15 protein-coding genes are annotated in these 12,496 nt (G+C 69.5%); 4 read left to right on the top strand and 11 right to left on the bottom strand.

What is annotated here, in order from left to right; all coding sequences use genetic code 11:
- Positions 1–2: 2 nt before the first annotated feature.
- The gene (locus ABD204_RS13255) at positions 3–371 is read right to left on the bottom strand and encodes a twin-arginine translocase TatA/TatE family subunit (protein WP_194424436.1); all 369 of its coding nucleotides are present in this window, start codon (positions 369–371) and stop codon (positions 3–5) included.
- A 72-nt stretch (positions 372–443) separates the two neighbouring features.
- Between ABD204_RS13255 and ABD204_RS13260 the strand changes: the two genes are divergently transcribed.
- Positions 444–1,085: an O-methyltransferase gene (locus tag ABD204_RS13260; RefSeq protein ID WP_194424435.1), complete on the top strand. Its 642-nt coding sequence runs from the start codon at positions 444–446 to the stop codon at positions 1,083–1,085.
- A gap of 66 nt (positions 1,086–1,151) precedes the next feature.
- Here ABD204_RS13260 and ABD204_RS13265 read toward each other — a convergent pair whose 3' ends face one another.
- The 3 genes from ABD204_RS13265 to dapE all read right to left on the bottom strand — a co-directional run bounded on the left by ABD204_RS13265 (position 1,152) and on the right by dapE (position 3,675).
- On the bottom strand, positions 1,152–1,325 hold the full coding sequence (locus ABD204_RS13265) for a DUF3117 domain-containing protein (protein ID WP_064485917.1): 174 nt from the start codon (positions 1,323–1,325) through the stop codon (positions 1,152–1,154).
- A gap of 74 nt (positions 1,326–1,399) precedes the next feature.
- Complete coding sequence (locus ABD204_RS13270; RefSeq protein WP_194424434.1) at positions 1,400–2,605, bottom strand: hypothetical protein; 1,206 nt, start codon at positions 2,603–2,605, stop codon at positions 1,400–1,402.
- A complete protein-coding gene (gene dapE, locus ABD204_RS13275; RefSeq protein ID WP_194424433.1) occupies positions 2,602–3,675 on the bottom strand; it encodes a succinyl-diaminopimelate desuccinylase in 1,074 nt (357 codons plus the stop codon). Before dapE ends, ABD204_RS13270 begins: the two co-directional genes overlap by 4 nt.
- A 44-nt stretch (positions 3,676–3,719) precedes the next feature.
- On the opposite strand from dapE, the gene dapD reads away from it, so the two are divergent.
- The 3 genes from dapD to ppk2 are packed head-to-tail and all read left to right on the top strand — an operon-like array spanning position 3,720 to position 6,118.
- Positions 3,720–4,676, top strand: coding sequence for a 2,3,4,5-tetrahydropyridine-2,6-dicarboxylate N-succinyltransferase (gene dapD, locus ABD204_RS13280; protein WP_194424432.1), 957 nt, complete (start codon positions 3,720–3,722; stop codon positions 4,674–4,676).
- Between the two features lie 4 nt (positions 4,677–4,680).
- Positions 4,681–5,286, top strand: coding sequence for a YdcF family protein (locus ABD204_RS13285; RefSeq protein ID WP_194424431.1), 606 nt, complete (start codon positions 4,681–4,683; stop codon positions 5,284–5,286).
- Between the two features lie 25 nt (positions 5,287–5,311).
- Complete coding sequence (ppk2, locus tag ABD204_RS13290; protein ID WP_194424430.1) at positions 5,312–6,118, top strand: polyphosphate kinase 2; 807 nt, start codon at positions 5,312–5,314, stop codon at positions 6,116–6,118.
- A gap of 49 nt (positions 6,119–6,167) precedes the next feature.
- Here ppk2 and ABD204_RS13295 read toward each other — a convergent pair whose 3' ends face one another.
- From ABD204_RS13295 to ABD204_RS13325, 7 genes are all read right to left on the bottom strand, one after another.
- Entirely contained in the window at positions 6,168–7,775 is a 1,608-nt protein-coding gene (locus tag ABD204_RS13295) for an L-lactate permease (protein ID WP_194424429.1), read from the bottom strand.
- Positions 7,776–7,964: 189 nt separating this feature from the next.
- Positions 7,965–9,260, bottom strand: coding sequence for a citrate synthase (locus tag ABD204_RS13300; protein ID WP_194424428.1), 1,296 nt, complete (start codon positions 9,258–9,260; stop codon positions 7,965–7,967).
- 181 nt (positions 9,261–9,441) lie between these two features.
- Positions 9,442–10,566, bottom strand: a complete 1,125-nt coding sequence (gene dapC, locus ABD204_RS13305; protein ID WP_194424427.1) for a succinyldiaminopimelate transaminase — start codon at positions 10,564–10,566, stop codon at positions 9,442–9,444.
- 2 nt (positions 10,567–10,568) lie between these two features.
- Complete coding sequence (gene fdxA / locus ABD204_RS13310; protein WP_194424426.1) at positions 10,569–10,889, bottom strand: ferredoxin; 321 nt, start codon at positions 10,887–10,889, stop codon at positions 10,569–10,571.
- 9 nt (positions 10,890–10,898) lie between these two features.
- Complete coding sequence (locus tag ABD204_RS13315; RefSeq protein WP_194424425.1) at positions 10,899–11,282, bottom strand: DUF6113 family protein; 384 nt, start codon at positions 11,280–11,282, stop codon at positions 10,899–10,901.
- A 23-nt stretch (positions 11,283–11,305) separates the two neighbouring features.
- A complete protein-coding gene (locus tag ABD204_RS13320; protein WP_194424424.1) occupies positions 11,306–11,620 on the bottom strand; it encodes an AzlD domain-containing protein in 315 nt (104 codons plus the stop codon).
- Entirely contained in the window at positions 11,617–12,360 is a 744-nt protein-coding gene (locus ABD204_RS13325) for an AzlC family ABC transporter permease (protein ID WP_194424423.1), read from the bottom strand. The genes ABD204_RS13320 and ABD204_RS13325 overlap by 4 nt, the downstream gene beginning before the upstream one ends.
- Positions 12,361–12,496: the final 136 nt, after the last annotated feature.

Raw genomic sequence — 12,496 nt, forward strand, 5'->3', positions numbered from 1 at the left:
GCTCAGGTCGCCTCGCTGTCGAAGGGCGGGAGCTGGCCCGGTTCGAGCTTGCTGGTGACAGGTTTCACCTTCGGCGGGTGTGCGGCCTCGGCGGCCGTGACGGCGGCGACCGGTGCGTCCTCGAGGAGGGCTTCGCGGATGATGCGGCGCGGGTCGTACTGCCGTGGATCGAGCTGACGCCAATCGACGTCGTCGAACTCCTCGCCCATCTCATCCTTCATGCGGGTCTTGGCCCCCTGGGCGAAGTCCCGGACCCGGCGCACGACGCCGGCGAGCGCCTCGGCATACCGCGGCAGTCGCTCCGGCCCGAGCAGGAACGCGGCGATGACGAGGATCAGCATCAGCTTCTCGAACGTCAGGCCGTTGAACACCCCTCCAGATTACCGTCGCGCCTCAGCGGAACGACCCGTCCCGGCGCCTAAGCTGATGCGGAAGGAGTGGACATGGCAGATCATGAGGCCGATCGGCGGTTCGCGGCGGAGTCCGTCGTCGAACCCGATCACATCGCACGCGCCCGTGCGGCCGCGCTCGAGCTCGGCGCCGCCCCGATCAGCGCGGAAGTCGGTACGCAGGCGGCGGTCGTGGCCGCGGCCTCGGCCGCGCTGAACATCGTCGAGATCGGCACCGGAGCCGGCGTGTCCGGACTGTGGCTCCTCCACGGTTCGCCGCGCGCGACCCTGACCACGATCGACAGCGAGCCCGAGCACCTCGGTGCCGCCCGCCAGGCGTTCGCCGACGCACGGGTGCCGCCCGCACGCGCCCGATTCATCACCGGACGCGCCGCCCAGGTCCTGCCCCGCATGAACGAGGCGTCCTACGACATCGTCTTCGTCGACGCCGACCCGGAGGGGGTCATCGAGTACGTCGAGCACGGATTGCGCCTCGTCCGCGCCGGCGGCACCGTGCTGGTGCCGCGTGTGCTCGGCGGCGGAGCGGTGTCGGATCCGGTGCGACGCGACCCGATCACGGCCGCGTACCGGTCGCTGATCCAGGAGACGCAGTCCTCCTCCGCGGTGATCGGCGCCCTGTCGATCGTCGGTGAGGGGTTGTTGCAGCTGACCACGGTCGCGCCCGACCCGCGCTGAGGTCGGCGGCGATGACGAAAGGCCGGTCCGAAGACCGGCCTTTCCTGTGTGAGACGAGAACGAACGTCAGGCTGCGCTGACGACTCCCCCCAGAACGTCGTGAAGCTCCTTGGCTTCGGCGTCGTTCACAGAGACGACCAGTCGGCCACCACCCTCGAGCGGAACCCGCACGATGATGAGGCGCCCCTCTTTCACGGCCTCCATCGGCCCGTCTCCGGTTCTCGGCTTCATCGCTGCCATCGTGGCTCCCTTTCTTGTGGAGGTCTGCCCGATGAGTTTATCGTGCGCACCCGCCACGCGGCGGAATTGCGTGCTCAGGGGATGCGCCAGAACGTGTTTCCGAGCGTATAGGTGTTGTAGATCCACACCCCTTGGCCGATCAGACAGGCCGCGAGCACGCCGAATCGCCACACCCGCGACCGCGGCACCGCCAGGGCGCCGGCCAGCGGTGCCAGCGGGAACAGCAACCGGAAGGTGCTCGACTGCGGGAAGAACACCGCCAGCAGGTAGAGCAGATAGCTCGCCGACCAGAGGCGCACCTCGACGCCCAGCCGCCGAACGTGCGGCTCGAACAGCAGCAGCGCGGCGACGGCGACCACGAGCACCACCAGGACCGCCACGCCCACCCAGGCGGGCATCCCCCACCGGGTGAACCAGAAGGTCGCCCCTTGGACCCACCCCTCGAACGGGACGAATCCCCCGCCGTCGCCCACCCACAGACGTCGCCATGCCAGTTCGGTGTCGAGGTAGGCCGACGGCGAACCCGTGACGACGGCGGCGATGACCTGCCACGAGAAACCGACGACGGTCGCGAGGGCCCCGAGGGCGAGGATGTGCACCACGTCGCTCCGGGTGACCGGTTCGACCTCGCGCCGCGTGAGCCGCCAGAGCCCGTACAACGCCAGGAACAGCCCGAACGCCAACACCCCGGGCCGGGTGTATCCCATCAGTGGGATCAACACGTACAGCCATCCGTACCGTCGCTGTTGCACACAGCGGATCGCGGACAGCAGGAAGAACAGGAACAACGCCTCGGCGTATCCGACCTGCAGCAGAGCCGCGAGCGGCCCGGCGGAGAAGAAGACCACGCCCCACAGTGCCGCCTGTTCCCCCAGGCGCTCCCGGAACATCCCGTGGAGGACGAGGGCACACCCGTATCCGGCGGCGAGCGTGACGAGGAACGCGCCGACCCCCCAGTGCCCGAACGGTGCCGACACCAGCGCCGACAGGTACGGGTAGAGGGGCATGAACGCCCACGCGTTCTCTGCGACGTGCCCCGCCTCGGTCACGGGCAGCTCGGACGGGTACCCCTGGAAGGCGATGAGCCAGTACCATTGCGCGTCCCACGCCAGCACGTAGGTGCCCAGCGTCGATCCCTGACCATGGCGTGCATCGGCGGGCGCCACGGCGGCGGCGATGAGGAAGAAGGCCGTGGTCACCATGCGCGCGGCGAGATAGACCAGCGCGACACGCACCGCGGGCCGCGACCACGGGGCGGATGTCTCCGCCCCGCCTGTCACGCGCTCAACCACGCCCGCAGACCGCGCTCGACCTCGTCGATCTGCGCCAGCGGGACGCGCTCTTCATCGTGGTGGGCCAAGTGCGGGTCGCCGGGACCGTAGTTGACCGCGGGAACACCCATCGCCGAGAAGCGCGCGACGTCGGTCCAGCCGTACTTCGGGCGCGGTTCGGCACCGACTGCGCGGAGGAACTCCTGCGCGAGGGGCGAGTCCAGACCGGGACGCGCTCCTTCCGCGAGATCGACGACCTCGACGTCGAACCCGGCGAAGACCTCCCGCACGTGCCGCTCGGCCTCCGCGCCGTCGCGGCTGGGCGCGAAGCGGTAGTTGACCTCGACCTCACAGGCGTCGGGGATCACGTTGCCGGCGACACCGCCGCGCACGTGCACCGCGTTGAGTCCCTCGCGGTACGCCAGCCCCTCGACCGTGACCTCCTTGGCCCGGTACTCGGCCAGCCGCGTGAGGATCGGAGCCGCCTTGTGGATGGCGTTCTCGCCGATCCACGAGCGTGCACTGTGCGCGCGGACACCCTCCGTGCGCACCAGTGCACGCAGGTTCCCGTTGCACCCGCCCTCGACCTGCCCGTTCGAGGGCTCCCCGAGGATGGCGAAGTCGCCGGCGAACAGCTCCGGGCTGTTGCGCGCGAGGCGGGTCAGGCCGTTTCGCTCCGCCGCGACCTCCTCGTGGTCGTACCACATCCACGTGATGTCGACGTTCGGGTCGGTCAGCTCGGCGGCCAGCTTGAGCTGGACCGCCACCCCGGCCTTCATATCGACGGTGCCCCGCCCCCACAGGAACGGCTCCCCGTCGATCTCGATGTCGCTCGTGGGGACGTTGTGGTTGATCGGGACCGTGTCGATGTGTCCGGCGATGACCACACGGCGGGCGCGACCGAGGTTCGTCCGGGCGACGAGGGTGTCGCCGTCGCGGTGCACCTCGAGATGGGGCCGTTCGGCGATGGCGAGATGGATCGCGTCGGCCAGCACGGTCTCGTCGTCCGAGACACTGGGGATGTCGCAGATCGCACGCGTGAGGTCGACGGAGGAGGCGGAGAGGTCGAGGCCGGGCATCCCCCGAGTCTAACGACCGCACCTCAGCCGGTAGCGTGGAAGGCATGAGCGACGAACGATGGGTGTGGGGCACGGGCCTGGCGACGGTGACCGATTCGGGAACGGTGTTGGACACCTGGTTCCCCACGCCGACGCACGGGCGCATCCCCGGTGGATACGACCCGGCCAAGGCGACCGAGAACCTCGACCATCTGGCCGTGCCGGACGAACGCCGCGGTGTCACCGTCGAACTGGTGACCCTCGAGATCGATCTGGATGCCGCTCCCAACGGCACCTCCGACGCCTACCTCCGCCTCCACGCGCTGTCCCACCGGTTGGTCCGCCCGAACGAGCTGAACCTCGACGGCGTCTTCGGACATCTCCCGAACGTCGCGTGGACCAACGCCGGGCCCATGCACCCGGACGATGCGACGCGTCTGCGCCCGTTCCTGCTCCGCGACGGGATCCAGGTGCAGGGTCTGGACAAGTTCCCGCGTCTGCTCGACTACGTCACCCCGGAGGGCGTGCGCATCGCCGACGCGTCGCGGGTACGCCTCGGCGCCTACCTGTCCCCCGGGACGACCGTGATGCACGAGGGCTTCGTGAACTTCAACGCCGGGACCCTCGGCGCCTCCATGGTCGAAGGACGCATCTCCCAGGGAGTGGTCGTCGGTGACGGCAGCGACATCGGGGGCGGCGCATCGATCATGGGCACACTGTCCGGCGGGGGCACCCACAAGGTCTCGATCGGCGCACGGACCCTGCTGGGGGCGAACGCGGGCATCGGCATCTCCCTGGGCGACGACTGCGTCGTCGAAGCGGGCCTGTACGTGACGGCCGGGTCGAAGATCGTCCTCGCCGACCAGCCCGCCCGACCGGACGGTGGTCGCCCGACGGTCAAGGGCGGCGACCTTTCCGGACGCGACGGCGTGCTCCTGCGCCGCAACTCGGTGACCGGCGCGATCGAGGCGCTGGTCCGACAGGGCGTCGGCGTCACCCTCAACGAGGCGCTGCACGCCTGATCCGATGATCCGGGCGCGGCGCCACCTGACGGCGGCCACGGTGGCGGCGGCCTCCCTCGCCGCCGTCGCCTTCGCCGCCGACCTCTTCCACTGGCGCTCCAGCAGGCGGGGCCTTCCGGTCCCGCCGCCGGATGTGCCGGCCTCGGAGGCCATCGTGGTGCTGGGGTACGGCAACCGCGGTACCCGGGCGAACGCGGTGAACCGCTACCGGGTGCGCGCCGGCCTGCGCTCGATCGATCCGCGGGTGCCACGCACCACTGTCGTCCTCAGCGGTGGCCCGGTGCACAGCGCGGAACCCGAGGCGCGGATCATGGCCCGCTACGCCCGACGGCGGGGTTATCGCGGGCGCCTGGTCCTCGAGACCGAGAGCATGTCCACGCGCGAGAACCTCCTCCGGGTGATCCCCCTCGTCGAGGACGCCGACTCGCTCGTGCTGGTCTCCAATTCTCCGCACGCCGAGATGGCGCGGGCGGCGCTGGGCGAGATGCGACCCGACCTCGCCGCGCGTCTGCGCCGGGCCGCCGAGCATCGTTTCGGCGAGGTCCTGCCCTTCAAGGTGCTCGGCACGGTGATCGCGATGCGCCACCGGCGGCGCCTGCCCCGCGCGTAGGGCGCCCCACGCGTATGCTCTGCCCATGGGTCATCGACTGCCGAAGAAGGTATACGAGAAGGAGCTGCGCCGCCTGCAGGCGCAGCTGGTCGACATGCAGGCGTGGGTGCAGTCCACCGGCGCGCGCATCGTCGTCTTGTTCGAAGGCCGCGACGCCGCCGGCAAGGGCTCGACGATCAAGCGCGTCGCAGAGTACCTCAACCCCCGGGTGACCCGCATCGTGGCGTTGCCCGCGCCGACCGAGCGGGAACGCACGCAGTGGTACTTCCAACGCTATGTGCCCCACCTGCCGGCGGCGGGCGAGATCGTGCTCATGGACCGCTCGTGGTACAACCGCGCCGGCGTCGAGCACGTGATGGGCTACTGCACGAACGCGCAATACCACCGGTTCCTGCATCAAGCGCCGATCTTCGAGCGCATGCTGGTGGAGGACGGGGTCCACCTGCTGAAGTACTGGTTCTCGGTCTCGGACGTCGAACAGGAAAAGCGGTTCCGGTCGCGCAACGCCGATCCGATGCGCCGATGGAAGCTGAGCCCGAACGACGTGTTGTCGATCACGAAGTGGGAGGACTACTCCCGGGCGAAGGACACGATGTTCGTGCACACCGACATCCCCGAGGCACCGTGGTTCGAGGTCGACAACGAGGACAAGCGTCGTGGACGCATCAACATGATCGCCCACCTGCTCTCCCAGATCCCCTACACGGATGTCGAGCGGGAGCCGATCGAGATCCCCGAACGTCCGGAGCAGCGCGGCTACGAGCGTCCCCCGCGCGACGGTTCCGGCCTCGTGCCGGACCACGCGGCCGACCTGGAACGCGACGCCGACTGATCGTCCCCGACGGGCGTGCGCGGGGGTGACTCCCCGCTCGGAAACCCGGTCAGCCGACCAGCAGCGACAGGGCGTACGTCCACACGCAGATCACCGCGAGCATGCTCAGGCTGTACCAGATCGACGCACGGAGGATCTCACCTTCACGCCCGGACAGGCCCACGGCGCCCGCGGCGATCGCGATCGACTGCGGTGAGACCACCTTCGCCGTGGTCCCCCCGGCGGTGTTGGCCGCCACAAACAGCGTCGGCTCGACTCCGAGCCGCGAGGCTGTGGTCACCTGCAGCGGCGCGAACAAGGTGTTGTTGTTCACGACGGATCCGGTGATGAACACACCGATCCAGCCGATGATCGGAGCGAACAACGGGAACAACGGACCCACCCCCGCCAACGCCGTACCGATGCTCGCCGACCCGCCTGAGTAGTTGGCGATGTTGGCCAGGACGAGGATCGCGGCGATCAGAACGATCGCCTGCCAGAGATCCCGCACCGTCTGCGCCAGCTCGCCGAGCAACCGCGCGCCGCTCAGCGCCGGCGTCGTGAAGAAGGTGACCAGAACGGCGAGAAGAATGGCTGTCCCGGTGGCGCTGACCGGCGTGAACGTCCAAGACGAGGTGACCACGGCACCGGCCGCTGTCTCGATCTGTCCCGTCAGGCCGGGAATCGACATCGGAAGGACCGTCCACGCCAGCGGCCCCCCTTCGGCGAACATCCCCTCGAAGGACGGCAGGCTCCACACGAAGATGAAACCGGTCAGGATGTAGAACGGACTCCACGCCACCAGGACCGTGCGCAGCGAGAGACTCTCCGGCGCCGCCGAGGGGCCATCACCTTCCCGGAACACGCGCGCCGGACGCCAGACGCGGCTGATCGCCATGATGGCCACCATCGTCACCAACCCCGCTCCGATGTCAGCGAGCTCCGGTCCGAGGAACCACAGGACGGTCGCCTGCACGCCGCTGTAGACCAGGCTGACACCGAGCGTGAACGGCAACGTCTCGCGAAGGCCACGCCGCCCATCCACGATCATCACCAGGAGGAACGGCACCGCGACGGTGAGGGGCTGGAGGATCAGCACAAGCGCACGGGAGAGCTCCATCACGTCGAGCCCGACGACCTGAGCGCCGACGATGACCGGAATGCCGATCGCCCCGTACGCTCCGGCCGCGGCATTGGCGACCAGGCAGAGCATCGCCGCACGGACCGGAGCGAACCCGAGCTGGACCAGAAGCGCGGCGCAGATCGCGATCGGCACACCGAAGCCCGCCGCGCCCTCCAAGAAGGCCCCGAAGGCGAACGCGATGAGCAACACCTGCACGCGCTGATCGGGCGAGACGGCCCCGATGGACGCACGGATGACGTCGAACCGTCCGCTCGCGACCGTGACGCGATAGAGCCATACCGCCATCACGATGATCCAAGCGATCGGCCACACCGCGGTGAGGAGCCCCATCAATCCCGCGCCGGCGATCGCCTCCGCGGGCATGCCGAACGCCCAGCCGGCGACGACGACTTCGACGACCACCGCGATGATCGCGGCGACGATGCCGCTGACCTTGAAGACCACCAACGCCAGCAGGAAGACGAGAATGGGGAGCGCCGCCACGACCGATGAGAGGACAAGCGAACCGAGGGGATCGATGGTCTGTTGCCACATGGCTTCTCCTGGCGTCGAGGACGAACTCGCCAGATCGTAGCGGACACCGGTGTCCGCCCCGTTTCATGGACGGCGCGGGTCGAGTCAGCGGCGTACGCCGGTCACGGCCCGTCGCGCACTGACGAGCCGCGGATCCCGCGGTGCGAGGCGAGGTGGTCCGGTCGGACGGCGCAGAGGGCGTCGAGCGGATCAGATCCGGGGGTAGTCCCGCTCGGGAGAGCCGATGTAGACCTGCTGGGGGCGACCGATCTTCGTCTGCGGATCGGTCTGCATCTCGCGCCAGTGCGCGAGCCAGCCGGGAAGCCGGCCGATCGCGAACAACGGCGTGAACATGCGCGTCGGGAAACCCATCGCCTTGTAGATGACCCCGGTGTAGAAGTCGACGTTCGGATACAGGCGGCGATCCTTGAAGTAGTCGTCGCTGAGGGCGATCTCTTCGAGCTCCTTGGCCAGGTCCAGCAGCGGGTCGCTGACCCCCAGAGCATCCAAGACCTCGTCGGCAGACTCCTTGACGAGCTTCGCCCGCGGGTCGTAATTCTTGTAGACGCGGTGCCCGAAGCCCATGAGCTTCACCCCGTCCTCCTTGTTCTTGACCCGCTCGACGAAGCGCTGGACGCTCTCGCCGGAGTCGCGGATCTGCGCCAGCATCGCCAGCACGGCCTCGTTGGCGCCGCCGTGCAACGGCCCGTAGAGGGCGTTGATCCCGGCGGAAATCGAGGAGAACTGGTTGGCGCCGGTCGAACCGACCAGGCGCACCGTCGACGTCGAGGCGTTCTGCTCGTGGTCCTCGTGCAGGATCAGCAGACGCTCGAGGGCCCGGGACATCACGGGGTTGACCTCGTAGACCTCGCTGAGGACACCGAAGTTGAGCTTGAGGAAATTGTCGACGAAGCTCAACCCGTTGTCGGGGTAGAGGAAGGCCTGGCCGACGCTCTTCTTGTGCGCGTAGGCGGCGATCACCGGGAGCTTGGCGAGCATGCGGATGGTGTTCAGCTCCACGTGCTCCGGATTGTGCGGGTCGGACTCATCCTCGTAGTACGTCGACAGCGCCGCGGTCGCCGCAGACAGGACCGACATCGGGTGCGCGGTCGGCGGCAGCGAGGAGAAGAAGCGCTTGAGGTCCTCGTGGAGGAGGGTGTGGCGGCGGATCCGGTCGTCGAACGCCTCGAGTTCGGAGGCGCTGGGGAGCTCACCGTACAGCAGCAGCCACGCGACCTCGAGGTAGCTGGAGTGCGTGGCCAGCTGCTCGATCGGATACCCCCGGTAGCGGAGGATCCCCTGGTCACCGTCGATGTAGGTCACAGCCGACTTGGTCGCGGCGGTGTTGACGAACCCGTAATCGAGCGCCGTGTAGCCGGTCTTCTTCGTCAGGGTCGAGACATCGATGCTGGGTGCCCCCTCGGTGCCGTGCACCAGCGGGAATTCGGTCGTGGTGCCACCGATGGTGATGGCGGCGTTGTCCTGTGGAATGCCCGCGTCGCTCACGGCGCCTCCTTGCGATTTCTGGTCGTCCCGGGGGTCGTCGACCCCGCCGACACCGGGTGGTGACGTCGAAGTCGGCGCGGAAGGCGATGTTCGCGATGGCCGCGCGCTTTACAGCCTACCCATGGCTGGCGCCCCCTGATGACACGTCCAAAGTCGACGCGCGTCCGATGGCGGATCCCTCCTACCGGGATGCGGCGCCACCGGCGTCCCGCAGGCGCGCGGCGGCGGCTTCGATGCGCTCGTCGGTGGCGGTCAACGAGAAACGGACGTGCTGCGGGTAGTGCGTCCCGTAGAAGTGCCCGGGTCCGGCGAGGATGCCCAGATCGGCGAGTCGGTCGATGCTCTCCCAGGCGTCTCGCCCCTCGGTCGCCCACAGGTACAGTCCCGCTTCGCTCGCATCGACGCGGAAGCCCGCCTCGAGCACCGCGGGACGCAGCAGGTCACGCCGACGACGGTAACGCTCGCGCTGCACCTCGACGTGCGCGTCGTCATCCAACGCGGCGACCATCGCCGCCTGCACGGGCGCCGGCGGCATGAGGCCCAGGTGCTTGCGCGCGGTCAGCATCGGCGCGATCAGATCGGCGTCGCCGGCGACGAAGGCCGCACGGTAGCCGGCCAGGTTGGACTGTTTGCTCAGGGAGTACACCGAAAGCACGCGCGAAAAATCGCCCTCGACGACGTCGGGGTGCAGCACAGAGGGGACCCCGTCGGCGTCCCACGGCGCGTCCCAGCCGAGCATCGCGTAGCACTCGTCCGACGCCACGACGGCGCCGAGCTCACGGGCCCGTTCCACCGCGCGACGCAGTGCAGCGGCATCCCACACGCGACCGTCGGGGTTCCCGGGAGAGTTCACCCACACCAGGCGCGTGCCCGGGGGCCACTCGTCGGGATCGTCGGAGGCCACCGGGGTGGCGCCGACCAGTCTCGCCCCCACCTCGTAGGTCGGGTAGGCGGCACGGGGGTGGACGACGACGTCTCCCTCGCCGAGACCCAGCAGCAGCGGCAGCAGGGCGACGAGCTCCTTCGAGCCGATCGTCGGCAGCACGTGCGCGGCCGAGAGGCCGGAGACGCCGCGACGACGGGCGTACCAGCGCACGATGGCCTCACGGAGCGCGGTGGTGCCCATCGTCTGCGGATACGCGTGGGCGTCGGTGGCTGCGGCGATCGCTTCGGCCACGACGGACGGTGTCGGATCGACCGGCGATCCCACCGACAGGTCGACGATGCCGTCCGGGTGCGCGCGGGCGCGCTCCGCGTAGGGCGCGACGGCGTCCCACGGGTAGTCGGCGAGATCGGCGACGCCCACGATCAGTGCTCTTGGGGAGGCAGCGCGGCGATGATCGGGTGGTCCTTGGCGATCACACCGACCTTGGCCGCGCCCCCGGGCGACCCGACGTCGTCGAAGAACTCCACGTTGGCCTTGTAGTAGTCCTGCCACTGGTCGGGCAGGTCGTCCTCGTAGTAGATCGCCTCCACCGGGCACACCGGCTCGCACGCTCCACAGTCGACGCACTCGTCCGGGTGGATGTACAGCGACCGTTCCCCCTCATAGATGCAGTCGACCGGGCACTCGTCGATGCACGCGCGATCCTTGACGTCCACGCAGGGAAGGGCGATCACATATGTCACGGTCCGAGTCTACGCGTCCCGCGTCGCGGGCTCGTCGAACGAGGGCAGGTGAGGCCATGCCACCACGACCGCCACGATCAGGGGAACGGCGAAGGTCCACACGAGAGAGACCTCGGTCTGCGGGACCACGACCGATCCCCCGGGACCCTCGCCGGAGAACACGAGGGTGGTGGCCATCATCCCCATGCCGGTGGCGAGGGTCGACCAGCGGTCGCCGGTCAGCAGACGGACCGCGACCAGCAGGGCAGCTGAGCCGATCACCGCGACCAGGAGACCGACCGGGATGCCGGCGAGGCTGTACGCGTGACCGATCGTCCCGGCCAGGCCGTAGAAGGCCCCGATGACGAGGGCGAGCGCCCAGGTGGCGAGGCGGACCGGCAGCGAGGAGTTCACCGTGACAGCCTAAACCGCACCGTTCACGCGGCCCAGCCGACCCCGCGCAGTACGGCCGCGGTGACAGCCGCGGCCGCGACGACCACGAGGAACGGCGCGTGCACGAGCAGCAGTCCCGCCGCCACCAGCACGGCCGGCACGCGCGCGTCCACGACCACCGCCTGCCCGTCGCCGAGGGTCTGCACCGCCACGAGCGCCGCCAGCAAAGCCACGGTGAGCAGGTCGGCGATCCGTGCCGGCCGCGGCGCCTCGAGCCAGCGCGGCGGCACGAGGTAGCCGAGGGTCTTCCACACGACGCAGATGATCGAGGCGACGAGGATCGCGGTCCACATGGTCACGGCAGCCCCTCCCGTTCCGGCACGTCCTCCGGCTCGTCCGGCGCCGTACCGCCCCGGCCGAGCCAGTTCGTCCACCCCACCACGACGGCCACGATCGCGGCCACGAGCACGGGGAGGCCGGGCATGAGTGCGGGCGTGAGGATCGTCGCGACCACGGCGGCGACGACACCCACCGCGATCGGCTGCCGGGCCCGCAGTCTCGGCCACAGCAGCGCCAGGAAGGCCGCCGCCGCGGCGGCATCCAGCCCGTACGCGCGGGGATCACCCAGCACGTCGCCGAGCAGGGCCCCCGCCAGCGTCGACAGGTTCCAACCGACGTAGATCCCGATACCGGTCACCCAGAACCCGATCGTCCGGGCACGCGGTGTGCGCCGGGCGAGGGAGACGGCGGTGGACTCGTCGATCGTGAACTGCGCGGCGGCGAGGCGCCGGGCGAATCCGCGACCGATCACCGGGGACATCCGCATCCCGTAGGCCACGTTGCGTACCCCCAGCAGCGCGGCCGAGGCGATCGCCGACGGCGCGGCGGCCACCCCGCCGGCGGCGACCACCCCGACGAAGGCGAACTGCGAACCGCCCGTGAACATCAACAGGCTCAGAACGCACGTCTGCCACACGTCGAGCCCGGATGCCACCGCGAGAGCACCGAAGGAGACACCGTAGGCGCTGGTGGCGGCTGCCACGCCCAGTGCCTCGCGCCACGCCGCGCGTGCGTCTACCTCTGGGTCTACGTCGCCCATCCGTTCACCGATCGTTCCTCGACACGCCCGCCGGTCGCCGCGGGTACGGCGCCTCATCCACCGGAGGGGTCCACGACACCGGCGATTCCTGCCTTTTCGCCCCGCCGATTCCCGGGAGCAGGGTGCGCCTCTCCCG

It is taken from the genome of Microbacterium aquimaris (genome assembly GCF_039531285.1).
Lineage (GTDB): Bacteria > Actinomycetota > Actinomycetes > Actinomycetales > Microbacteriaceae > Microbacterium > Microbacterium aquimaris.

Coding starts and splice junctions, on each gene's coding strand:
- ABD204_RS13260 (WP_194424435.1), top strand. CDS start 444: ATGGCAGATCATGAGGCCGATCGGCGGTTCGCGGCGGAGTCCGTCGTC.
- ABD204_RS13265 (WP_064485917.1), bottom strand. CDS start 1,325: ATGGCAGCGATGAAGCCGAGAACCGGAGACGGGCCGATGGAGGCCGTG.
- dapE (WP_194424433.1), bottom strand. CDS start 3,675: ATGCCCGGCCTCGACCTCTCCGCCTCCTCCGTCGACCTCACGCGTGCG.
- dapD (WP_194424432.1), top strand. CDS start 3,720: ATGAGCGACGAACGATGGGTGTGGGGCACGGGCCTGGCGACGGTGACC.
- ABD204_RS13285 (WP_194424431.1), top strand. CDS start 4,681: ATGATCCGGGCGCGGCGCCACCTGACGGCGGCCACGGTGGCGGCGGCC.
- ppk2 (WP_194424430.1), top strand. CDS start 5,312: ATGGGTCATCGACTGCCGAAGAAGGTATACGAGAAGGAGCTGCGCCGC.
- ABD204_RS13295 (WP_194424429.1), bottom strand. CDS start 7,775: ATGTGGCAACAGACCATCGATCCCCTCGGTTCGCTTGTCCTCTCATCG.
- ABD204_RS13325 (WP_194424423.1), bottom strand. CDS start 12,360: ATGGGCGACGTAGACCCAGAGGTAGACGCACGCGCGGCGTGGCGCGAG.